Here is a 24761-nt window from a genome sequence, read left to right on the forward strand (position 1 = left end):
GAGACAAATGCCCAAATGGAACAAAATGGTTGAAAGACAGGTGTCTTCCAACCATTTTGTCAACAGTCTGAGCAGGGAATATTCCCTGCTTTTTTTCATGATTTTTTCATTTCCTCTCTCACTTTTCCGATATATAATATACGTAACATGGGGATGATGGAGGGACATAACATCGATGACAAAAAAAGAAAAGCGAACAATAATGGTGAGCGTCCTTGCCGTTATATGTTTCTTAACCATTTTGCTATTTCGCTCGTCGCTAGCAATGACGTTTGAACGAAATCACTTTTTATCGCTTCATACATTGCTTGAGTTTTTCAGCATTACAGTTGCAATGGCTATTGCGTTTCAAGGATGGATTTCATTTCCACAAGCCTTATCACGTCGCCGTTTACGTATTGCGACAACGTTTTTAGCCGTCGGCTTCCTCGATTTATTGCATACGCTTACATATAAACAAATGCCCGGCATTGTATTTGCGGATAGTTCAGTTCAATTAACAGCTTCTTTTTGGCTGGCCGCTCGGCTCACACAAGCAATCTTTTTACTGCTCGCTTTCTTACTTCCTGATGGTCCGATTCAAGAAAAAGAGAAGTTTCTAGCTTTCGTCGTTCCTTTACTATATGTCGGACTATTGTCGGCGGGAATTGTGCACGTTGCGGACTCCCTTCCACCGCTTGTAATCGAAGGAGCGGGGACAACTTCATTGAAAAATGGAGTAGAATATATAATTACAACGTTGCACATTATCACAATCGGTGTTCTCATCCACCACTATAAAGAAAAACGGTTAGCACCGACGCTTGATGTCATTGTTGGTCTCGTTTTTTTATTTTTAAGCGAGCTCATTTTTACGTTGTACCGTAACGTTTATGATGTGTTAAACGTACTCGGACACATATACAAAGTAGTCGGATTTACGTATTTTTTACGCGGCCTATACTTAGCAACATTCAAAGAGCCGTTTCAAGCAAGGGAACGCGCCGAACAAGCGCTTGCTAAAAGTCAGGAGCAACTAAGAAAACAAGCGTTATTCGATGAACTAACGAATTTACCAAATCGACGCTATTTCATTGATACACTTCGTGAACGTTTGGAAATCGCAAAACAAAAAAATGAAACGGTGGGGCTTTTTTTTCTTGATTTAGACAATTTCAAAAACATTAATGACTCACTTGGTCACGCGGCTGGCGATCTTTTGTTGCAATTGGTGGCGAAACGATTAAGCCATTTGCACGATCATTTTGTCGCTCGTCTTGGGGGCGATGAATTTGCAATGATCGTCTCCGATGTTCCTTCATTTGAACAAGTGGCACAACAGATGATTGATATACTTGGTGAACCTTTTTTCATTCGACAAAAAGAGTTGTTTATTACAACAAGTCTCGGCATAAGCATATACCCGACACACGGCGAAGATGAAATGACATTAATTCAACATGCAGATATGGCGATGTATGAAGCGAAGAAAAAAGGAAAAAATCAATGGGCGATGTACGATCCAGCCTTCGAACAAGAAAGGATACGAAAATCGCTCATTCGTCAACGACTACACGCTGCATTAGAACAATGTGCCATTTCTGTTTATTATCAACCGATTATTGACGTGAAACGAAATGAGCTTGTTGGGATGGAAGCGCTCGCTCGTTGGAAAGATACAGAGCTCGGATTCGTTCCACCACATGAATTCATTCACATCGCTGAAGAAGATGGGTTTATTATTCCACTCGGAGAATATATTTTCCAAACAGCTGTGTCACATTTAAAACAACTACATGAACAAGGCATGTCTCACGTATATGTAAGCATTAACTTATCGCTTCGTCAGTTGAAAAACGAGCAATTTCTTTCTTTCGTACAACAGCTATTAAAACAAACTTGTCTACAACCACAATATATTGAACTAGAAATTACAGAAAACATCGCTTTAAGCGATGAAAAACAAGTCATTGAAACGATTCAGGCACTAAAACAAATGGGCATTCGCATCGCCATTGACGATTTCGGCAGCGGCTACTCATCTATCGCTTATTTACGCCATATTTCTGTCGATACACTTAAAATTGACAAATCGTTTATTTTCGAAGTCATTACAAACGAACATACTGCAAAATTAACCGAAGCCATTATCGCACTTGCCCATCGCTTGCAGTTGCACATCGTCGCCGAAGGAGTCGAAACCGATCAACACGTTTCGTTTTTACAATCGACTCATTGCGACAAAGCCCAAGGCTATTTATTTAGCCCGCCTGTTCCATTTGAACAAATGATAAAACAGTTACAGACAACATAAATATGAGAAAGCACCTCCAATTTCTCGAGGTGCTTTCTACATTTTATACTATTTGTTGTTGAATGACTGCAGCGCGTTGGGCGGTTTCTGTCACATATGCTGCCATTTTTTCATTTGCGTCTTTTAAATGTTCAACTGTTGCGCTTACTTCTTCAAGCGATGCGCTCGACTGCTGAATAAAGACAGAAAAATCACTAATGGAACGATCCATTTTCTCTCCTTGCTTCTCTAGCTTTTCGCTAATGATAAAAAAGTAAGATAATTGTTCTTGCAAATGATTTAACGACTGATACAATTTTTCAAAATACACATTTACTTCATCCGTCAACGTTTCATTTTTCGTTAATTGTTCACTCGTTTCATCCATTCGCTCTAATAGCTCATTGTTGCTTTCATTGACTTCCGCTAAATTACGAACGATGTGTTGCGTCGTTTCTTCCGTCAATACGGCCAACTTACGAATTTCTTCAGCAACGACCGCAAATCCTTTTCCATACTCTCCTGCTCGTGCTGCCTCAATCGTCGCATTTAAAGCCAATAAATTCGTCTGATTTGTAATTTGTTTAATTTGTTTCGTTAACTCATTTGTATTAGCTATTTTATTTGTTAAAGCATTTAATGTTGCTTTTGTCGCATGAATCGCCTCATGAAATTTTTCTGTATGTGTTAATAATAGATGCATTTTTTGTATACCTGCTTGTGCCATTTCGCTTGATTGTGATGAATGTTCCTTTAATTGTTTAGAAGTCTCGTAAATCCGCTCACTCATTGCTTTCGCTTCCGCTACTTCATCATGAATATCAATGACTTGTTCACTTTGTGCTTGACCTGCTACCGCTGCTTGTCGAATCGCTTCTTTCATTTCTTCTTGTGCTTGTACATTTTGAAGTACTTGTTGATGAATGTGTTCAACATTTTCAATAATATGCTTTAACTGACCTTCCAGTTCATGTCTTCTTGCCATTTGTTTTTCTTTTTCGGCATGTGCTTGCCCTACATGTTCAACGAGTTGATGAAATTGCTTCCGACTTAAATGCAATAACACCGAAAGGGCAATACCAATCATCACATAAACAATAAAAACCGTATGTCCCGTTTTTTGAAATACTTGCTGAAAAGAAGAAGGAACAAGCGCACCGACAACTAAAATGATAATGCCAAGTAGAAGTCCTGTTACAAACAACGTGCGATTTAAATGCAACACAGATAACACAACTAAACAAAAAGCGAGTGCGATCGTTCCTAAACTTCCCCCTGTCGTAAATAAACTTCCTAATGTCGCAGAAAATAATATAAAAATAATAAAATATGGATAGATGTGTTCGTACTTTTTCATCTTTTTTAACGCCATATACATGAGGGTATTTAGAACAAGACTGCCGCCATAAATGGCAATCTTCTCAACTTTCTCTCCAATCAAAATAAGCCCAATCACACCTGTTACTGCGCTAAATGTGTAAATAAGGAACAAGAAAAAATTTTTCCTTCGCATTTCTTCCATTTTGAGCTGCTCAATAAAATCCACTCGAGCCTCCCCCTTTTCCTTTTTTCTATAACTATATCAAAAAAATAAGAAAGTAGTAAATGATATTCTGAAAATTAGGAATATATTCATGTGAAAAAACACCGCGCGAACGGCGGTGTCACTCATAAGGACGTTGTTGATAAAAATAATTCGGTTTGACTATTGTATTCTCATAATATTGATGGAAGATGTGCGTTGTTGCAGGCGAAAGCGGAGGAATAAGCCACGTCCAACTGCCCGTTACTTTCCTTCCTACTTCTTGCTCTTTTTGTTCAAAACGTTTAAACTGCTGAGCCGCTGTATGATGATCGACAATACTTACTCCTGCTTTTTTATATGAGTATAGAACAGCGATATTTAATTCAACAAGCGCCTGATCTTTCCATAGTGTGCTATTTTTTGACGTATCAAGCCCCATGCATGAAGCAATTTTCGGAAGCATGTTATATCGGTAATCGTCAGCGAAATTGCGCGCACCAATTTCTGTTCCCATATACCATCCGTTAAATGGGGCCGCTGTATAACGGATGCCGCCAATCTCCAAACACATATCTGAAATAATCGGCACAGCATACCATTTAAGCTGTAAATCACGAAACCACGAAAACGTCGGATGTTCAATCGGCACTTCAAGCACAATATCCTTTGGAATCGGAAACAACTTCGGCTCGCGACCATCGACTTGGATGACAAGCGGTAAAATATCAAAATGCGTTCGCTCCCCTCTCCATCCTAACTTCTCACACGCTTTCGTAAACGAAATTGACGATGGATCCCCGACCATTCCGTGCTCTGTTTCATAACCAGCGTAGCGAATTAACTGATGATTCCAAATGCGCACACGCTCCGGACGAAAAATCGTAATGGTCGGACGGATTTTCCCACTGTTTGTCGCAAAAGCAATGTGATGGAATAGCCACTCGGCAATATCTTCTTCTCTCTCTATCGCACGTGCATCAAACACATGAAGCGTTTGCCAAAATAAACGTCCAATACAACGATTGCTATTGCGCCATGCCATGCGCGCCCCGTGCTCAAGCTCCTCATATGTATGTTCATACGTTCCCGTTTGTTCAATCTCATGCTGAATTTGTTGCAAACGTTCATGTATGTCATCATCGCTTTTTCCTAACTCTGTATAACATAACGTGATAAATTGTTCTGCCTCTTTCCATAACATATGCCCGTGTCACCCCGTAATCATATCTTCTTATACAATACATCATGTATGGAGAAAATCAAAATAAAGAGCATATGGTTTCCTGTTCCACTCTCCATCCTTATCATTTATAATACTGGGGAACGGTCTTCATCTGTACTGCCACATCAAACAAAACCTCTCTTCAACACACGACATGCCACACAGCTGTTTCCCTTTCTAATTTCTCACAAGAAAGGAGGAGAACGATGGAGCAAATGCTACAACGCATTTTGGACAAGCTTGAAAACATGGAAGCAAAACTCGCAAAAGTTAAAGCGAACATGGCAACAAAGCAAGACTTAGCGCTTGTCCAACAAGCAGTAATTGAAACAAATGAAATCGTTAAAAAACTAGAAAGTAAAATCGACAACCATGAACAACTGCTAACTCTTCTTTCACACCGCTCGCTTGAGCATGAGGCGGCGATTTCTAGCATTCGTTCCATTTTAACGAAATAAACGAGGGATCCCCCCTCGTTTATTCGATGCGGTCTAACATATATTCATCTCCTTTTCGAACGATAACGACATAAAATGTACCAATAGATTCGTTTGTACGTGCGTTCATCACAGTGACTTTTACTTTGATCTCCTCTTTTTTATTCATTTTATCTGGCTCCCAAAAAACAATCGATGGTTCAACGTTAACTCGCTCACCATTTAAAAACAATACTTTCGGCCCTTCATACCCTTCAATGCCCCCGATTTGCCCACGATCAGGTGGGATGGATTCGGCAATCATTTGTTCATCGGACGATACCGATTGCTCCGCTTCATAAATGGTTAGCGCATCATCAACCATTTTATCTGTAAATAACATTCCATCGCTAGCTTCCATCGAGAAATTGACTTGTTCTTTTCCTTCATATATCGGATATATGTGCAGTCCTTGGCGACCGATTCTTGTTGAGACAAGTCCGTTATGAGCACTATACAGAGAAAAGTGCGGGTCTTTTTCACATGTCAATGTTACATCGTGACTTTTGCTCGTTTCAGTCGGTTTCATCTCAATATACGTGTGGAAGTTCAACAACTTTTGATCGACGACGTCAAATTCAATGTAACCTGTGAAATGAGCTGCATCAGCGTAATACGTACGCACGATGCGGTACTTCCCATTTTCTAATGGTTGTTTTAACAATGAAAGATCAATCATATCTTTCACAGTCTGTCCTTGGTCAATTAACGCAAGCATTTCAATAAATGCGAGATCATTCGTTAACGTTGTTGGTTGCCACGTTTGTTTTGCGTCATCGTATCGCTCGATCGCATACGCATATCCAAATGAAATGACACCATTACTTTTATTCGTCACTGAAAAATGAAGTTTTTGGGCGTTTGCATCATATGTGACATCATGAATCGTTATATTCGAATCGGTAGCTTCCATTTTCAACATATCCTCTCCTTGATCGTTTTCCATCATTATTTCTACCTTTTCTTCTGTTTTCTCTTTTGTGGATAATGTAGGATGCAAGCTAACAGCTAATAATACACTTGCCACAGCAATGGCAACATACGCCGGACGAAATGACTTTCGCTTCTTTTTTTGTTCTATTTTATCAATCTGGACGATCACTTTATTTTTCAGTTCTTCTGTCACAACAATGTATTCCATCTCTTTTTTATATCGCTCACGCAAAATCATACTCCCCTTTCAATTTGTTTTTTAACATTTCTCTCGCACGAGAAAGCAACGAACGAACTGTACTTTCACGCTTTCCTAACAACTCGGCAATTTCTTTCGTTTGATATCCTTCATAGTAAAATAAATGAACGACCTCCCGATATTTTGTCGGGAGGGATGTGACGGCTGACGTGACTTCAAAATAGTCATGATCGATAGAAATATGGGTTCCCTCTTCATACTCATCCATTTTTCGATATACAAACGATTTCAGTTTATTTTTGCACACATTGATGGTGACCCGAATTAACCATGCTTTCATATGCTCTTCACTTTGTATTCGCCCCATATGCTCATATAATTTAATAAATACGTCTTGAAAGACATCTTCTGCATCATGTTCGTTTCTCATATACACATACGCAAGGCGCAATACCATGTTCCCATATTGATCCATAGCACGCTGGATTTGTTCTTTTGTGCACAAAGAAACGACCTCCTTTCACTTTACATACAACTGAACAGGTGAAAATGTTGCAGCCGATCGAAACTTTTTATTTTTTTAAGTATACAAAAAGACAGCGAATCATGCGCTCGCTGTCTGTTCATGTTTGTTTCGTGCAAAACCACCAATCCAAGCAATTAATCTCCCCTTGTTTCGCTTTATTTAATCGTTCTTCTGCTTGTTAAATCGTGCGCGGTGGCTGCATAATAAGTTGATCGCCTACTAACTCGTTATGCGGCCAATTCGCTGGTGTTGCCGTCATTAGTGGAAATCGATCCGAAATGAATGTCATAAGCATCTCTTATTAGGCAGGAACATTGTCCTCATTACGAAGAGTTTACTAATGAGAATACATTAACTTTTTCGTTTCAACACAATGATAGCGTTGCTCAAAAGCCCTAATCCCGTTCCGATCAAAAAGCCGATAATCGCACCAATGAGCGTGCGAATCCATCCGCCAGATAAAAACATCTCCCAGCCACCGCTGCCGATAAAACCAATGAGCGCACCAATCGAAATTCCTAAGAAAACAAACGCTCCGTAAAACAACCCAATTGCTTCATAATCGGCAATGTCCATATGGTGATAGTGCGCGACAATCCGTTCTTGTAAATCGGCAGACTTTGTCGTTTCGCTGCGAAACTTTAATTCCTCTTTTGCCCGTTCAAACGCTTCTTGTTCCGATAGTCCTTGTTCCATTAAATCTTTCATATAGTCGCTCATGTAGAGAACCATGTCGTTTTCTGCTTCCATCGCTGTTTCGGAGCGACTTTTGAATTTCGCGAGCTTCGCCATCAGTTTACTTTTCGTTTCCCCCGTTCTCCGACGTAGCTTTTCCATATACGTCATCTCCGCTTCCTCTAAATAATATGGCGCTTGCTCTTTCGCAAATTGCTTGATTTTTTCTTTCATTTCATAGCTAAACATTGTTTTCTCCTCCATTCGTTCGTAACAGATGAATACGCTCGCTAAGAAAATCCCACTTTGCCCAAAAAGCTGCTAATTCCTCAAATCCTCGTTCGTTTAACGTATAAAACTTTCTTGGTGGCCCCATGTCTGACGGTTTTTTCGTAATGTGCACAAGCTTATTTTTTTCTAGCCGCAACAACAATGCATATACCGTCGCTTCCGCAATCCCTTGGAAACCTAACGCGTGCAGCTTTTTCGTAATCTCATAGCCGTATATTTCGCCGCGGCTTATAATCTCTAGTACGATGCCTTCTAAAATCCCTTTCAGCATTTCGCTTAGATTATCCAAAAAAACACCTCCTACGTACTCAATCATGTTGGTATTCAATAATATTGAGTACTACTATATAGTAATATAGAGTAGTTAACTAAGCAATTGAAAATAGCGATTCTCTTATCGAATTAGTGCTCAACCACCGCCCCAACGTAAAAGCAGTCCTAGCCGATCGGACTGCTTTTACTTTATACGCTTTAATTTATTTTCCTCAATGACATACTGTCGCATGTCGATGACCGTTCCATCTTCTCTCATCTTCCTTAAAACAATTACATCTCTTCCATCATTTGTTTTACTTTGAGATGTTTCGTACACATACCGAATCCCTTGTTCGATTACTTCACGCGTTCCAAGCCAATCTGGACACTCGTTCAAAAACGAGTCACTGCCAAGCAGAGTAAGAAAATGATTCATCGCTTCTACGGAGATGTTGAGCGGTTGTTTTTCCACATGCGATGTACTCACTTTTGCATCTCGACCAATCTGTTTCAAATACTCCCGCGCCTGTCTTTCTTGCTGTTTAGCAAGTTCATCATAGTATTTCTCTGCGTATAACACCTTAGAGTAATGTTTTTTCGGAAACATGCGCTTAACCGATTTTGCATATGCATCTCCATCAAGTGGCTCTTCATAGGCGATGAGTTTATATTGCCCGTGCTCATCAATAGAAAATGTCATTACCGTCGGAATGGCCCCGCTACCTGACACAATGGCGAATATACCATCTTGAAATTCAAATACACCCACACTTGCGATTGTGTATGCTTTCACTTCGTTTCCTTTTTGTTCTATACTAAGAATCGTATGCCCTTCGGCAATATATTCTCCCTTTCGATAAGACTTTCCATGTTTTTTAATCGCTTCACTTACTGCTTTTTCAACATTTGTGGCATCTTTTAGTTCATACGAACTGGAACCATTTTCATCAAGAATAGGCATGGCATCCTTTGCTTTAAAATCGTTCCCGCCATAAAAAAGCATCGCTACAATCATGGCTACAATAAGCAAACTAAAGATTGCAAATTTCCTCATTCCTCCACCTCCTCCATTGTACAAATAAACTGTTACAAACTATACTCGATATGCCGTTTCGTCACCTTCATTAAACGACCAACATATAAGAGAACAGGAAAACCGATGGAAGTGCATAAAGCTAAAAATGTAAAAATAAGTAGATGGTTGCCATAACCAAGGTGTTCAAGCATCAATCCTCCAATCCAAGGCCCGGCAGCATTCCCGATTGCCGTAAAACCCATCGAACCAAAATATAATCCTTTCATATGTTGAGGTGAGATTTGATCAATAAATATTTCAATCATTGAAAACATCATCACTTCCCCGACGGTTAATACAAACATAGACACGAATAACATTGGAACAGCAGTAAATAAACCAAATCCAAAAAGACCTAAGGCTACCGCGCCAATGCCAAGCATAATCGATGTTAATGCAGAATAATGCTTGCCAATTCTTGAAACGGGATACTGTACAACGAGTACCGTAATGGCGTTAAATACAATTAAATAGGAAAAAAGCTGTACACCATCTTTGTATTGCGACAAATATTGTGGAATGGTTGAATTAAATTGCGAATACCCCGTAACACCGAGAATCATTCCAATCACGGTGAATAAAAACACACGATCATTCCCTAATACGTTGACAGCGTTTCGAAGCGTTACATGTTCAGATGCGTCGCCATGCTTTTCAATTGTATACTTTGAAAAAAGTGTGACAAGTAAAATAAAATAAAGAAAATAAACAAAAGAAGTAACAAAAAATGCCGTCGTCGATGACGAAGCACCGATCTTCAAGCCGACTAATGGACCAATCGCCGCCCCTACATTAATTGCCGCGTATCGCAAGTTAAACACAAGCAATTTATGTTCTTGTTTTGTCACTTGCGACAACAACGCTCGCGAAGACGGTTCAAAAAACGAGCGACATAATCCATTGAGTGCATTTAATAAGAAAAACGTCCAAACGCTCTCGGCTGTGGCAAAACCAATAAACACGAACGTCCACATGAGAAGCGACATTTTCATCATTTTTTCTTTCCCGTATCGATCAGAAAAATACCCGCCAAAAAAACCACCAAACAAACCGACAATCGAGCTGATCCCAATAATTGCCCCTGCCAACGAAGCGCTAACTCCTTTTACGCTCGTTAAATAAATGGCTAAAAACGGAATGGTCATAAACATCGCCATTCTCGCAAATAACGTTCCGATAATGATGGTTATGCTAATAGGATGTAGTTTTTTTATATTCTCCATAATTCCCTTTCTATCATGAAAATGAACTTTTGTTTAAGATTATATTATAATTCGGAATAAATTAACAGTATTTTAATAAAATTGCATACACACACATAACAGATCATGACTATGTAGAGGAGCCACAAATGAAAAAGGAAAGGAGACGCCCTTTCCTTTTTGTCGATGTTTTCCTAGCATTTACTAACCTCTAACTTCGCCACACACTCCACATGCACAGTGTGCGGGAACATGTCGACCGGTTGGACTTCGAGCGTTTTATAGCCGCCGTCTTCGAGAATGCGAAGGTCTCGCGCAAGGGTAGCTGGGTTGCAGGAAACGTACACTACACGTTTCGGTTTCATGGCAATGATCGTTTGCAATAACGATTCGTCACAGCCTTTGCGCGGTGGGTCGACGACAATACAGTCTGCTTTTACTCCTTGCTCGTACCATTTCGGAATGACGACTTCCGCCTCTCCGATGGCAAATTCCACATTCGTCATGCCGTTTAGTTCAGCGTTCCGTTTCGCGTCTTCAATCGCTTCGGGAACGACTTCGACCCCGTATACTTTTTTCGCGTTTTTTGCTAAAAAGAGCGAAATCGTTCCGATACCACAGTAAGCGTCAATGACTGTTTCCTCTCCTGTCAACTCCGCATATTCCAACGCTTGTTCGTACAACACTTTCGTTTGTTCTGGGTTTACTTGATAAAACGAGCGAGCAGAAATCGCGAATTGAATGTCGCCGATATAATCATAAATATATTCCGAGCCCCAAAGGACGCGCGTCTGTTCTCCCATAATGACATTTGTTCGTTTCGGGTTAATATTTTGTACAATCGATTTTACATTCGGTACACGTTCTACAATCGCCTCAATAATTTTCTTTTTATGCGGCAACTCCTCGGTGCGCGTAACGAGTACAACCATCACTTCTTTCGTTGTCGCCCCATAGCGAGCCATAATATGACGGAGAAGCCCTTTATGCGTCTGTTCATTATAAGCTGGAATGTTGTATTGCTCGCAAATCGCTTTCACTGTCTGAACGACAATATCGTTCATTTCTTGTTGGATCAAACAGGCGTCCATATCAATAATGTCATGGCTTCTTTCCTTATAAAAACCTGCGACGAGCCCACCTTCGCGTTCACCGACGGGCACTTGCGCTTTGTTTCGATATCGCCACGGGTCGTTCATCCCCAGAACAGGATGGACTGTGACATCTTCAATTTTCCCGATGCGAGCAAGCACTTCTTTTACATGTTTATGTTTCGCTTTCAATTGCCCTTCATAGCTAAGGTGCTGCAGCTGACAGCCCCCGCATTGCTTATAAACCGTACACGGTGCCTCTACGCGATCTGTGCTTGGCTCATATAATTCAATTAAACGGCCGTAGCCGTAGCCTTTTTTTACTTTGATAACTTTAATTTTCGCCTTTTCTCCCGGAAGCCCGTTCGCGACAAAAATCGGAAAGCCATCAATTTTTGCCACGCCTGCTCCGTCATGTGTTAAATCTTCAAAGATGACATCGTAATACTCGTTTTTTGCAACAGGTGCCTCCATGGTCCTTTCTCCTTCCACAAAATGCTGTCAAGATTGTAGCATAGTCGAACAAAAAAGAACAGGCTCATTCCCCTGTTCTCATTTGTTCAGCTTTTTCTTTCGGAACAAATACGTTTATGTGGCGATACAAATTGACAAACTCCCCTGGAAGCATGCCGCCATATTCTCCATCTAAATTAAGCTGCATATTTTCTTCTGTATATACTTTGACTCGATTTGCTTTCGTATAAATGACGTGCGGATCGTGAATATGCTCACCGCGCAACGCGAGCGTTGCAATTTTAATAAATTCTGCTAAGTTCGTTTCTTTTAAAATAATTAAATCAAACATACCATCGTTTAACGATGAATCAGGGGCTAATTTTTCAAAACCACCGACCGAGTTCGTAAGCGAAACGAGGAAAAGCATGACAGCCCCTTCAAACATCTTGCCATCGTACTCGATTTTTACGTGAACAGGATGGAGGGAAGGAAGCATTTCAATTCCTTTTAAATAGTAAGCAAGTTGGCCAATCATCGTTTTTAATTTGCTTGGCACTTCATATGTTAGTTCGGTTAAACGCCCGCCACCTGCGATGTTAATGAAATAATGTGTTTTTCCTTCATTCGTTACTGCACCGATATCAATCGGCACGGCTTCACCGTTTGCGATGACATCACATGCTCCTTCAATCGAGCGTGGTACACCGATCGCTCGGGCAAAATCGTTCGTCGTACCGACTGGAATAATGCCAAGGTTTGGGCGATATGACGCATCCGCTAACCCGTTGACGACTTCGTTAATCGTTCCATCTCCACCAGCAGCAATAACGAGATCAAATTCGCGTTCGACCGCTTTTCTCGCTGCCTCTGTCGCATCTCCCGCCCCTGTTGTCGCATGACATGACGTTTCATATCCGGCTTGTTCTAATCGAATCAGTACATCTGGTAAATGCTTTTTAAATATTTCCCTTCCTGACGTCGGGTTATAAATAATACGCGCTCGTTTCATCCTCATCATCCTATTTCTTTATTTTTCCACTATTTAACATCATATCAAATTTTCATGACTGTTGCAACGAACAAAAGAAAGCCGACTCAAACGAGCCAGCTTACACGAACATTTCATACCAAATTTTTATCACAGTCGCTACAATTAATACAAGTAAAATGTATTCGAGCACTTTTGTATTTATGTTTGTAGAAAATAATGACTCCTCGCTTTTCCTAGTCACTTCTATTTTTCTGATCTCATTTCTTCATTTTCACTCATTTTTCATCAACATTTGATATCATGAAAGAAAAAAAGGTGATGAGGATGAGAGTGTTACTTGCTGAAGACGATGTATATTTAGGTGAACTCATTGTCCATTTATTAAAGAAAAAAGGTGTCGAACATGTTGATTGGGTACAAGAAGGAGAAGATGCCTATGATTATGCACTCGCTTCATTTTACGATGTGATCATTTTAGATTGGATGTTGCCAAATGGCGATGGGGTGAGCGTATGTCAACGTTTAAGAAAAAATGGTTATCATGGAGCGATTTTAATGTTAACCGCAAAAGATGCGGTTCAAGATCGCGTTGAAGGACTGGAAGCCGGAGCGGACGATTATTTAGTGAAACCGTTTGAAATCGACGAGCTTATGGCGCGGCTGAAAGCATTGTCCCGGCGCACGTTCGCACCGATTCAAGAAGAAATTGTTCGCTGGGGAGCGTTTGAGGTCAATCGTACAAGCCATACACTGTTGAAAGATGGTGAACAAATTATATTAACCCCACGTGAATTCCAACTACTTGATTTATTATTACAAAATAAAGGACGTGTTCTAACACGCGACATTATTCTTGATCGCATTTGGGGATACGATGCGGACGTATCGATGAAAACGATTGACGCAACCGTTAAGCTATTGCGTAAAAAAATTGGCGATGAACAACAACAACTTATTAAAACGGTGCGCGGGGTGGGATATACCATTGAAAAATAGTATACGATCTTTGTTTCATCATTCCGATATGTTTCGCCGCACACAATGGCGATTAACTACCACATATAGCGGTATTCTTATCGCTTTTTTAGCCATTTTTATCGCGGTTGTTTCTTTTCTTATTCATACCGTTATTACAAATGACCAAGAGCGACGCATTCGCACGCTCGCCGAACAAGAAGGTCAAACGATTGAAAACATGCTAGAAGAGCAATCGTTTATCGGGTGGTCTAGCGATCAAAACGTCATATTTTTAAGTGAAGATCAACTATTTTTTTACGTCATTGATACACGTGGACGATTGATGATGGGAGATGAAGTGAATAAAGGATTGCGACCGCTGCTCCTTTCGACGCTTCAACCGTGGACGCCGGAAAAAAACGAATTGAGATATGTCGAAGTCACGATCCCCCATCATCGCTATGAGTTAAAACGATTTCGTGCGGATGAATTAAAAATATTAACGGCTGCCCGGCCAGTAATTGTTGACCGACAACTTATCGGCATTTTATACGTTGGGATGGATGCGACAAGCATGTTTCGCTTGCTCAAATGGTCGACATTTATTTTGCTTAGTCTAGGCGTCTTATTTATCGCTGTCGCTATTGCCTTTAGCTATTTCATGTCAAAACGGGCGCTCGTTCCGATTCAAGACGCATACAATCGGCAACGTCAATTTGTGGCGGACGCTTCCCATGAACTAAGGACCCCACTTAGCGTCATTTATTCATCTGTCGAAGCGTTGAAAATGGATGCGTCATTAACGTCCGATCCATTCAGCCAAAAAACGATTGAACGTCTAGGAGACGAAACGAAACGAATGACAAAGCTCATTAATAACCTTCTCACCCTTGCACGCACAGACGATGCGAAAATTCAAATTGAAAAAAAACCGTTTGATTTGCGGACATGTGCAGAACGTACGTTACAGTCGTTACAAGAGCTTGCAAATAAAAAGAACATTACGCTTCAGTTTCATGCGTCTGAACAAATTGAATTTGTTGGGGACGAGGACAAATGTACGCAATTGTTGTACATTTTGCTTGATAACGCCATCAAATATACACCAAAAGGCGGAACAGTTTCCCTATCGTTAGCTCAACACGTGATAAAACAACGAAAAGTAGTAACGATGTCTGTGTCTGATACAGGTATTGGAATTGCTCCTGAGCATCTTCCCCACATTTTTGACCGATTTTATCGCGCAGATAAAGCGCGGACACGACAAATTGGCGGACACGGACTTGGGCTTTCCATCGCAAAATGGATTGTCGAAGCACATGAAGGAAACATTCACGTAGAGAGCGAAGTTGGCAAAGGAACAACATTCACTATTACTTTTCCGAATGAACGTGCATAAATGTTGCACGTTTTTTTTTTATTTTTCACCTAATTTTCTCTTTTCGCTTGTACAATTCAAACTGTAAATAACGAAGGAGGTGATAGATGTGAAAAAACGAACAGTTTTCTTCTTGATCGGTGGACTAGTTGTCATCGCCGTATTCGCGCACATCGCTACTTATTTCATGCACATCGGTTGGGGCGGACGAATGCCAACAGAACACATGATGGGAATGGGTAAACATCATCGAGCATTCGGTCATCACGGTCCACAAATGATGCGACCACACGGTATGCCAATGTTCGGATGGATTCCTTTCCTTCTTCAGCTGGCATTAGTCATCATCGGATGGATCGTTTGGAAAACGACGCGCGGTGGTGGGAAGTGGATTGGCGGTGCGCTCATGGCCATCGGGTTGGTCGCACTTTTACCGAAAGCGTTGCTTGCTGTTGTAGCGATCGTTGCCGCTTACATTTTATTTAGAGGAAAGACAAAGTCAGCAACTGAATTTGAACCATTCGTTCCACCTATTCAAAACCATAGCTTTTTAGATGAATGGGAAAAAACAATCCAAAAGGAGGAAAAGTGATATGGGCATTTTTAAACGTGTCAAACATGTCGTTCTTGCTGACATACATGACATCATTGACAAATGCGAAGATCCGATTCGCATGACGAAACAGTACATTCGTGAACTAGAAGAACAGCTTGAACAAGCACAACAAGCATTGGCACAACAATTTGTGCTACAACAAAAATATGAGCGTCTCATCGCAGATGCAGAAGAAATGATCGCAAAGCGGGCTCGCCAAGCAAAATTAGCTGTAGAAAAAAATGAAGAGCCGATCGCAAAGATGGCCCTTCAAGAAAAAGTCGCCTATGAAAAAAAATTAGAACTATATACGCAACAATACAACACATTAAAAGAAAAGACAACTGTTTTAACAGAAAAAGTGAAACAATTGTACGAAACGTACGAGCAATTAAAATTGAAACAAATGCAATTAATGACGCGCTTTTATGTCGCTGAAACGATGAAACAAATGGATGAGGCGATCACGTCTTTCCGTTACGATCATATCGTAAAAGGCTTCGCACGTATGGAAGAAAAAGTAATGTTACTTGAAGCAGAAGCAAAAGCTCGCTCAGTCATTCAAACGTTGCCCCCTCAATCATTTGATATAGAAGTCGAACAACAACTGAAACAACTAAAAGGTGAGTAATACAAAAGGTGTCCCTATCCGGACACCTTTTGCATATGTTATGTCGTCCATTCATCATGAATGATGCCGACAAGTTTCCATTGACCGTTTTCTTGTTCAAAAACAAGACGCAAACTTCGCCAGTCCATCCCGCTATACTGTGGATCAAAACCGGTAAAATGAAATTCAACAAATGACCCGTTCGGATATGCTTGTTGAATGTTATTAATCATATTTCCTGTACCAACAACAACATTGTTTCCAATCATATGCGGATTCGCAAAATCGACATCATAGACGAAGCGATCGAAATAGTCTTGAAAAGTAAACTGAATCGGATCACCTGAACCATCATATACTCCCCATTGATACACTTGCGTCGAAGACCAAAGGGATGGAAGTTGAGAAGCCGAAAACTGCAAATCATTTTGAATATCGACATGCCCGTACGAACTGAAGCGCACACCTGCTGTAGAATGAACGTAAGATGCAAGCGCATTCATATCTTTATTTTTCAACGCCTCCACAACGTCTAAAGCGACCGATAAAAGCGAAGATGAAATCACTTGTTTTGCTTCACTTTTCAATTGTTCGTTTTCCTTTTGAAGCTGTTCATTTTTTTCTTGTAGTTGATCGATGGTCGTTTGTTGTTTTGCAATTGTTTGCTCTAACTGCTTAACATTCGATTCGTCTTGTTGAGCTGTACATCCGACAAGTAAAATGATAAACACTACAATCAATCGTTTCACGATCTCACATCCTTTTTCTTTTAGTATATCACCTAAAAAGAAAAATAGATGCCGTCGTGTCGGCATCTAGCTCACTTTTTCTTGTTCTCTTTCTTGCAAAAAAGCGATAAAACAGTCGACCATTTTGGCATCCCATTGTGTCCCGCGACCTTCTAACAAAATCGAAACTGCTTTTTCTACGTGCATTCCTTTTCGATATGGGCGGTCTGATGTCATCGCATCAAACGCATCGGCAACCGCAATAATTCGCCCGAATAATGGAATATCTTCTCCTTTCAGCCCATCTGGATACCCTTTTCCATCGATCCGCTCATGATGTGACCGAATGCCTGGAAGCAAATCTTGCACTTCCTCAATTGGCTGTACTTGGCGAATAATGTTTTCACCGAGTATCGGATGTTTTTTAATCCACGCAAATTCTTCATCTGTTAATTTTCCGTCTTTCAATAAAATGTGATCAGGGATACCGATTTTGCCGATATCATGCAAAATCGCAGAACGATATAAACGCGCAAGTTGTTCATTTGTCATTCCTAGCCTTTTACCAATTTCCACAGCATATACCGCAACGCGTTGCGAATGGCCAGCTGTATATTCATCGCGAGCATCAAGCGCCGTCGTCATAACCGAAATAAAACTATTTAACAATTTTTTATTTTTTTCATCCCGTTCAACAATCGCATCGACCATATGGTTGAAGCCATTTGTAAGCTCAGAAAATTCATCAATATATACGTTATCACACATCAGTTCATACTCTTTTCTTTGCACGCGATTCATAGATTGAAGCAAATCTTCAATGCTTCGCTCCACATCTTCAGACAAGACGCGAGCCGTAAATAAAGAAAATATAATGGAAATAACTAATACAACAATCGTCCACGTCCAATAGCCTGAAAACGTATTTTGCCCCTCCGCAAACAATTTCACTTCTGTCGCTAACACAAATAATAACACCGGGAAAATGCCAATAAATAATACGCTCAGTCCTATTTTTATTTTCATCGGTACATACACAACGTTTGTCGCCCGAATTGCTTCATGAAACCCATGCATTCTCCCGATTTGCATCATATCGCGAATAAGCGGACGCATCGTGCGTAATGTTAAAAAAAACTCAATCATCGCATGAAGCATGGCGATCAACAACGCGCCAAACAATGCATATGCGACGTACATATATGGAATACGCAACACGTCGATAAAAATAAGTGAAAGCGTTAATGCAACAGCTGGAACCGAAAGCCCCAAAAAATGTGGCAGGGCGATGCGTCTGACCGTCAACAGCGGGAAGCGCTTCGCTTGGACAAGCGCCCAATAAAATTGTTCTTCCGTAACGTTTGTTTCGTAAAAAATGCGACGAATGGGATGAATATCTTTTTGAAAGGCACGATATTCGATAAATAACATAATACAAAAAGAGAAAAATTGAATAAGCAACAACATCAACAAATCCACTTGCCGAATGTTTAGCGCCATCACCATCAGCGTACTGCCAACGCCAACAACGGCTAAAACGGATCCGATGGTGTAATTTATAAACAACTTTTTTAACGTTTCTTCATATACACGCACACCCGTCCCTCCTCCCTATTCCTTTTCATTATAACAGGAATGATGAAAATGCGGGAGGTGGACATGTATATACAAATGTAAAAACAAAAAAACAACTGGCGTATAACCAGTTGTTTTAATGCGCGGCATGCCCCGATGTTAACACCCAAATCGAACCTGCGACAATGACAATCGCAACAAACGCCGCATAAGCCATATTAATGACGTTTGTTTTTCCGTCCTCTCCTTCTGTTACGTGCATGAACATAAATAGCTGAAGACCGGCTTGAATCACCGCAAGTGAACCGATAATCCACATCACAATCGTATACGATACGTTCATTTTCAACGCGACAAATACCGCAACAAACGTTAAAATAAGCGAAAATAAAAATCCGACAACGTGGCTAACGGGATATTTGCTTTTATGTTCCATTTACCCCACCATCCCTTTTAAATAAACGAACGTAAAAATGAAAATCCAAACAACATCAAGGAAATGCCAATATAAACTAATGATAAACATTTTTCTTGCGGTAACTGGCGTCAATCCTCGCTGAAGAAGCTGAATAATAAGCATTACTGCCCAAATGATCCCAAACGTCACGTGCGCTCCGTGCGTGCCAAGCAATACGAAAAAGCTCGACAAAAACGCGCTCGTTTGCATCGTCGCCCCTTCATGCACGTAATGAATAAACTCACGAATTTCCATAAACAAAAAGCCTGCCCCTAACAAAAGGGTGATAATAAACCATACGAGCAGTTTTTTCATATCGCGTTGTCGCATGAAAAAGACAGCTAATCCACACGTGAAGCTACTCGTCAACAACAACAACGTTTCAATAAGCACATCGTTCAGCTTAAAAATGTCGCTCGGCATTGGGCCACCGGCATAGCGGTGACCTAACACCCCATAAACAGCAAACAACGTCGCAAACAGCACAATTTCTGCCCCAAGAAAAACCCAAAAACCTAAAATATTTAATCGGTTTTGTTCCGTCTGATATTCTAGTGGAAGAGAATGATTGACGTTAGCCGACATGGTTTTCCGTCCCCCCTTCTACGTTTCTCCACGTCCGCTCTGTTTGTTTAATTTCATCGACGCTTACATAATAACCGTCATTATAATCAAACGAACGGATAATAAGCCCAACAACAATCCCAATTGCCGCAACAGCTGCCGCGATATGCGCTTCAAAGACGAGGAAGAAACCTGTAATCCCAAACACAACCGCCATATAAAACGGTAAGCCTGAGTTGCTCGGCATATGAATCTTTTTAATGTCGCTTGCTTTTAATGTGAGCGTTTCGCCACGTTTTTTCATATGCCAAAACGCATCTAATTGTTTCACTTCTGGAACGACCGCAAAGTTATAAAACTGGACTGGAGATGCTGTCATCCATTCAAGCGTGCGCGCATCCCATGGATCGTGGGATACATTGCGCTTCGCATAACGGAAGCTCCAATAAATGTTATAACAAAATACCGCAAAGCCGATCGCTAAAATGATCGAACCGATCGCAGAAACGAGAAATAGCGGCGCAAAACCTGATTCTGCTGAATACGTATACGCACGACGAACCGCTCCTTTTAAACCAAGGAAAAACATCGGCATAAATGTGACGTTAAATCCGATCGTAAACAACCAGAAATGATATTTTCCAAGTTTCTCGTTTAACATAAAACCAAACATTTTTGGCCACCAATAATACAATCCTGCAAACACCGCAAACACGACACCTGGAATTAACACGTAATGGAAGTGTGCGACTAAAAATAGCGTGTTGTGATACTGATAGTCTGCGGCTGCCATCGCCAGCATGACCCCCGTCACGCCACCGATGACGAAGTTAGGCACGAAAGCGAGCGCCCATAACATCGCTGTTGTAAATTGAATGCGTCCTTTTCGCATCGTAAATAGCCAGTTGAAAATTTTCACTCCGGTTGGAACAGCAATTAACATCGTTGTAATCGAGAAAAACGAGTTTACTGCTGGACCTGCATCCATTGTGTAAAAATGGTGCACCCATACGATCATACTTAAAAACGCAATGCCAACGATCGAAATGACCATCGACGTATATCCGTACAACGTTTTTCGTGAAAATGTCGCAATGACTTCAGAAAAAATACCAAAAGCAGGTAAAATAACAATATATACTTCTGGATGACCCCAAAGCCAGAACAAGTTTGCCCAAAGCATATCGCTTCCGCCTGAAGAAAGTGTAAAGAAATGTGTTCCATACAAGCGGTCAAACGTCATTAATGCTAAGGCAACTGTAAAAATCGGGAACGCCGCGACAATAATGATTGACGTAATGAGTGTTGTCCATGTAAACATCGGCATTTTCATTAACGTCATACCCGGTGCACGCATTTTTAAAATCGTGACGATAAAATTAATACCAGTCATTAACGTCCCAAGACCTGCAATTTGTAATGCAATCGCATAGTAGTTATTCCCGATGCCTGGGCTAAATTCTTTTCCTGCAAGTGGGAAGTATGATGTCCATCCTGCATCTGGTGACCCTCCAACAACGAACGAAATGTTAAATAACATCGCCCCGCTAAAAAACAACCAAAAGCTAAGTGCGTTCAATTGTGGAAACGCCACATCGCGCGCACCGATTTGCAACGGAACGACGACGTTCATTAAACCGATCAAAAACGGCATCGCCATAAACAAAATCATAATCACGCCATGTGTTGTGAAAATTTCGTTGTAATGTTGTGCATCTAAAAAGTTCATTTCTGGCCGGGCCGTTTGCGCCTTCATCAACAACCCGTCTATGCCACCACGGAAAAACATCAATACACCAGATAAAATGTACATAATCCCGATCTTTTTATGGTCGACGGTCGTTAACCATTCACGCCATAACCAACCCCATTTTTTAAAGTACGTTAATCCAACAACGATCGCAACGACAGTCAGTACAATCGCAATTTGTGAACCGACAAGAAGCGGGTCTCCCCCAACAAATATTTCATTCCACTTAATGCCCATGATGTTCACCTCCGCTATGGCTTTCAGAAGCTTGTTGCTCATCATCTGTCACATTTGATGTATGTCGATCATTTTCGTCAAAAATTTTCCCTTGGTATCCATGCCCACGATATAATTCTGGATTTGTGTACGTCTTTGAATGCGAATCGGCATGGTTTACCCATTGTAAATGTGTATCAACAAACGTCAATCGTCCTAAATGGGTTGGCAATAACAGCTCTTCATATTTTTCTTTCGTTAATTTCGGTGCCGTTTGTTTTACTTCTTGTACCCATTTGTCAAACTCTTTTGGCGTTTGCGCTAACACTTCAAATTGCATATGCGCATACCCACGTCCATTAAAGTTCGTATTTCTCCCTTCATACGATCCCGGACGATCTGCGACGACGTATAATTCCGTTTCCATTTTGTTCATCGTATATTTTTGTCCAGCTAATGCCGGTACCCAAAACGATTGCATCGTCGATGCGGAAGTCATTTTAAATAGCACAAGGCGACCTGCTGGGATGTTGACGTAGTTGACTGTTTCAATATTTTGTTCCGGGTAGCTAAAAATCCATTTCCAATCCGCTGACGTGACATGAATGACGAGCGGCTTTTGATCTTCGTACCCTTTCGGTGGTTTTTCTAAATCGTATAACGTTCTCATTGTCGGAATCGTTAGCGCAATAACGATCAAAATCGGAATGACCGTCCATACGATTTCAAGTACCGTACTTCCGTGCTCTTCAGGCGGCTCCTCCCCTTGTCGTTCAGGGCGATCCCGATATTTCCATACAATGTAAGCGAACAAGGCAAATACAACGACAACAACGAGAAGCATCCACCAAATCGACCAGTTAATCAACTCCGTAATGCTTCGTGCCGCTGGTCCTTGCGGTTGAAACACAACCATCTCACAGCCTGCAAGAAGCGGAAGCAATCCGACTACCAGTAAGGAAAACAAGCGCTTCATCATTTTTCACCTCAACAAAATTGTGATTCATTGAACAAAGAAACAAATACAAAACGAACGAATTTAAATAACTTTGTAGTATTAACACTATTGAAATGATTTTAACATGTATTGTAAAAATAATTGTGACGAAAAAAGGAAGGAAGAAACTGCATTGAGGGGGAAACAAAAAGCAAAATGATTGACAAAAAGAAAAACACTTTTCTCGACATCAAAAATCATGCGAGAAAAGCGCTATCTTTTATATAATAAATAGAAATACAAGAAGAAATAGGTTGTCCGTTTGAAATTTTGTCACATTTTCGTTAAATTTTTTTCGAAATTTGTTCAAATTTATTTCCAAAAACAAAAAATACCCATGAAAAACACTTTTTCATCTCAACAGCTTCCGCACCCACTTGAGCGCATTTGGAAAGTTTGGGTACCGCAACGGGATATCAAATTTCGTCGTCTGTTTGAGCACGCTTTTGTAATGAGTAAACGCATCAAAGCTTGCTTTTCCATGATATGCACCGATGCCGCTTTGTCCGACGCCACCAAACGGCAAATGGGGGTTAGCGATATGCATGATCGTATCGTTAATGCAACCGCCCCCGAAACGAACTTGTTGCAATACTTGTCGTTGTACATTGCGATCTTCTGAAAACAAGTAAAGCGCAAGCGGTTTTTCGTAATTATTGATCATTTGAATCGCTTCATCCACCGTCTGAAACGTGAGAATAGGTAAGATAGGACCAAAAATTTCTTCTTGCATGATCTCATCATCCCACGTGACATCATCTAATAACGTCGGTTCAATCCAACGTTGCTCGATATCGTATGTTCCACCGTGTACAACTGTGCCGCTGGATAAAAAACGAACGAGCCGTTCTGTATGACGAACAGTAACAATACGACTATACGTATCTTTATGACCGTATAACTGCTCTATATAACGCTTCATTCGCTCAATAAACAACGATTTAACAGACGCATGCACGAACACATAATCCGGGGCAATACACGTTTGTCCCACGTTTAAAAACTTCCCCCATACGATCCGCTTCGCAGCCAAGTCGATATGGGCAGAAGCATCGACAATCGCTGGACTTTTCCCACCAAGTTCAAGTGTAACAGGCGTCAAATGCTTTGCCGCAGCTTCCATAACGATTTTTCCGACCGGCACGCTTCCAGTGAAAAAAATATGATCAAAGCGCAAATTTAATAGTTGCTGGCCAACATCTACTCCTCCCTCTACAACCGCAACATACTCCTCTGGAAACGCTTCTGAAACGATCGTTTTCAATAATGCGGACATCGCTGGCGTATATTCAGACGGCTTCACGATCGCACAATTTCCTGCCGCAATCGCCCCGATAAGTGGGCTAATCGCAAGCTGAAACGGATAGTTCCACGGCGCGATAATTAAACTGACACCGTATGGCTCTGGATATATGTAGCTTTTGGAGCCAAAGTGCGTCAACGGCGTCGGCACGCGCTTTCGCTTCATCCATCGAGCAAGCCGCTTCGTGATAAAATGGATTTCTTCATACACAATCCCGATTTCTGTCGTATATGCTTCAAATGGCGATTTATGCAACTCTTTTTTTAACGTATCTATAATTATCTGTTCATATTTTTGTATTGCTTCTTTTAATCGTATTAATTGCTTTAAGCGAAACTCAAGAGAAAGTGTTTCACCTGTTTGAAAATAATGCTTTTGTTTTTGAAGTAGCTGCTCCATGTTTCTCCCCCTTATCACACCTCGTTTTCAAGTGTTTAAAAAC

The 24761-nt window shown here is 40.8% G+C and carries 23 protein-coding genes; 6 read left to right on the forward strand and 17 right to left on the reverse strand.

Annotation, left to right across the window (positions count from 1 at the left end; translation table 11 throughout):
- The first annotated feature begins 175 nt into the window (after window positions 1-175).
- Window positions 176-2293, forward strand: a complete 2118-nt coding sequence (locus tag LD028_RS12770) for a putative bifunctional diguanylate cyclase/phosphodiesterase (RefSeq protein ID WP_237812039.1) — start codon at window positions 176-178, stop codon at window positions 2291-2293.
- Window positions 2294-2336: 43 nt separating this feature from the next.
- Here the strand turns inward: LD028_RS12770 and LD028_RS12775 are convergent, their stop codons facing one another.
- Together LD028_RS12775 and LD028_RS12780 are read right to left on the reverse strand one after the other, a co-directional pair.
- Complete coding sequence (locus LD028_RS12775; RefSeq protein ID WP_237812040.1) at window positions 2337-3818, reverse strand: methyl-accepting chemotaxis protein; 1482 nt, start codon at window positions 3816-3818, stop codon at window positions 2337-2339.
- 118 nt (window positions 3819-3936) lie between these two features.
- Complete coding sequence (locus LD028_RS12780) at window positions 3937-4998, reverse strand: nitric oxide synthase oxygenase (protein WP_237812041.1); 1062 nt, start codon at window positions 4996-4998, stop codon at window positions 3937-3939.
- 227 nt (window positions 4999-5225) lie between these two features.
- Between LD028_RS12780 and LD028_RS12785 the strand changes: the two genes are divergently transcribed.
- Complete coding sequence (locus LD028_RS12785; RefSeq protein ID WP_237812042.1) at window positions 5226-5477, forward strand: hypothetical protein; 252 nt, start codon at window positions 5226-5228, stop codon at window positions 5475-5477.
- A 19-nt stretch (window positions 5478-5496) separates the two neighbouring features.
- Here the strand turns inward: LD028_RS12785 and LD028_RS12790 are convergent, their stop codons facing one another.
- The 8 genes from LD028_RS12790 to LD028_RS12825 form a co-directional block, all read right to left on the reverse strand.
- Entirely contained in the window at window positions 5497-6666 is a 1170-nt protein-coding gene (locus LD028_RS12790; protein WP_237812043.1) for an immunoglobulin-like domain-containing protein, read from the reverse strand.
- Complete coding sequence (locus tag LD028_RS12795) at window positions 6653-7132, reverse strand: sigma-70 family RNA polymerase sigma factor (RefSeq protein ID WP_035020530.1); 480 nt, start codon at window positions 7130-7132, stop codon at window positions 6653-6655. The genes LD028_RS12790 and LD028_RS12795 overlap by 14 nt, the downstream gene beginning before the upstream one ends.
- Window positions 7133-7504: 372 nt before the next feature.
- Window positions 7505-8077, reverse strand: a complete 573-nt coding sequence (locus tag LD028_RS12800) for a GlsB/YeaQ/YmgE family stress response membrane protein (protein ID WP_237812044.1) — start codon at window positions 8075-8077, stop codon at window positions 7505-7507.
- Window positions 8070-8390: a PadR family transcriptional regulator gene (locus LD028_RS12805; RefSeq protein ID WP_275125069.1), complete on the reverse strand. Its 321-nt coding sequence runs from the start codon at window positions 8388-8390 to the stop codon at window positions 8070-8072. Before LD028_RS12805 ends, LD028_RS12800 begins: the two co-directional genes overlap by 8 nt.
- A gap of 186 nt (window positions 8391-8576) precedes the next feature.
- Window positions 8577-9428, reverse strand: a complete 852-nt coding sequence (locus tag LD028_RS12810; RefSeq protein ID WP_237812046.1) for a transcriptional regulator — start codon at window positions 9426-9428, stop codon at window positions 8577-8579.
- A 32-nt stretch (window positions 9429-9460) separates the two neighbouring features.
- A complete protein-coding gene (locus LD028_RS12815; protein WP_237812047.1) occupies window positions 9461-10672 on the reverse strand; it encodes an MDR family MFS transporter in 1212 nt (403 codons plus the stop codon).
- A gap of 173 nt (window positions 10673-10845) precedes the next feature.
- A complete protein-coding gene (gene rlmD / locus LD028_RS12820) occupies window positions 10846-12216 on the reverse strand; it encodes a 23S rRNA (uracil(1939)-C(5))-methyltransferase RlmD (RefSeq protein WP_237812048.1) in 1371 nt (456 codons plus the stop codon).
- A 64-nt stretch (window positions 12217-12280) separates the two neighbouring features.
- Complete coding sequence (locus LD028_RS12825; protein ID WP_237812049.1) at window positions 12281-13207, reverse strand: diacylglycerol kinase; 927 nt, start codon at window positions 13205-13207, stop codon at window positions 12281-12283.
- A gap of 306 nt (window positions 13208-13513) precedes the next feature.
- Between LD028_RS12825 and LD028_RS12830 the strand changes: the two genes are divergently transcribed.
- The 4 genes from LD028_RS12830 to LD028_RS12845 all read left to right on the forward strand — a co-directional run bounded on the left by LD028_RS12830 (window position 13514) and on the right by LD028_RS12845 (window position 16750).
- Entirely contained in the window at window positions 13514-14185 is a 672-nt protein-coding gene (locus tag LD028_RS12830; protein ID WP_237812050.1) for a response regulator transcription factor, read from the forward strand.
- A complete protein-coding gene (locus LD028_RS12835; RefSeq protein WP_237812051.1) occupies window positions 14175-15545 on the forward strand; it encodes a sensor histidine kinase in 1371 nt (456 codons plus the stop codon). Before LD028_RS12830 ends, LD028_RS12835 begins: the two co-directional genes overlap by 11 nt.
- A gap of 88 nt (window positions 15546-15633) precedes the next feature.
- On the forward strand, window positions 15634-16116 hold the full coding sequence (locus LD028_RS12840) for a hypothetical protein (protein WP_237812052.1): 483 nt from the start codon (window positions 15634-15636) through the stop codon (window positions 16114-16116).
- A gap of 1 nt (window position 16117) precedes the next feature.
- Complete coding sequence (locus LD028_RS12845) at window positions 16118-16750, forward strand: PspA/IM30 family protein (protein ID WP_237812053.1); 633 nt, start codon at window positions 16118-16120, stop codon at window positions 16748-16750.
- Window positions 16751-16788: 38 nt separating this feature from the next.
- Here the strand turns inward: LD028_RS12845 and LD028_RS12850 are convergent, their stop codons facing one another.
- From LD028_RS12850 to LD028_RS12880, 7 genes are all read right to left on the reverse strand, one after another.
- Complete coding sequence (locus LD028_RS12850; RefSeq protein WP_237812054.1) at window positions 16789-17478, reverse strand: cell division protein ZapB; 690 nt, start codon at window positions 17476-17478, stop codon at window positions 16789-16791.
- Between the two features lie 66 nt (window positions 17479-17544).
- Entirely contained in the window at window positions 17545-19053 is a 1509-nt protein-coding gene (locus tag LD028_RS12855; protein ID WP_237812055.1) for an HD-GYP domain-containing protein, read from the reverse strand.
- 115 nt (window positions 19054-19168) lie between these two features.
- The gene (gene qoxD, locus LD028_RS12860) at window positions 19169-19468 is read right to left on the reverse strand and encodes a cytochrome aa3 quinol oxidase subunit IV (protein ID WP_237812056.1); all 300 of its coding nucleotides are present in this window, start codon (window positions 19466-19468) and stop codon (window positions 19169-19171) included.
- Complete coding sequence (gene qoxC / locus LD028_RS12865) at window positions 19469-20074, reverse strand: cytochrome aa3 quinol oxidase subunit III (RefSeq protein WP_237812057.1); 606 nt, start codon at window positions 20072-20074, stop codon at window positions 19469-19471. It lies immediately after the preceding gene.
- Window positions 20064-22040 (reverse strand): cytochrome aa3 quinol oxidase subunit I, encoded by a 1977-nt coding sequence (gene qoxB / locus LD028_RS12870; RefSeq protein WP_237812058.1) that lies wholly within the window; start codon window positions 22038-22040, stop codon window positions 20064-20066. The genes qoxC and qoxB overlap by 11 nt, the downstream gene beginning before the upstream one ends.
- Window positions 22030-22998, reverse strand: coding sequence for a cytochrome aa3 quinol oxidase subunit II (gene qoxA / locus LD028_RS12875; RefSeq protein ID WP_370642826.1), 969 nt, complete (start codon window positions 22996-22998; stop codon window positions 22030-22032). The genes qoxB and qoxA overlap by 11 nt, the downstream gene beginning before the upstream one ends.
- 370 nt (window positions 22999-23368) lie before the next feature.
- On the reverse strand, window positions 23369-24718 hold the full coding sequence (locus LD028_RS12880) for an aldehyde dehydrogenase (RefSeq protein WP_237812060.1): 1350 nt from the start codon (window positions 24716-24718) through the stop codon (window positions 23369-23371).
- Window positions 24719-24761 lie beyond the last annotated feature (43 nt).

The sequence above is a fragment of the Anoxybacillus sp. LAT27 genome (genome assembly GCF_022030075.1).
Lineage (GTDB): Bacteria > Bacillota > Bacilli > Bacillales > Anoxybacillaceae > Anoxybacillus > Anoxybacillus kestanbolensis.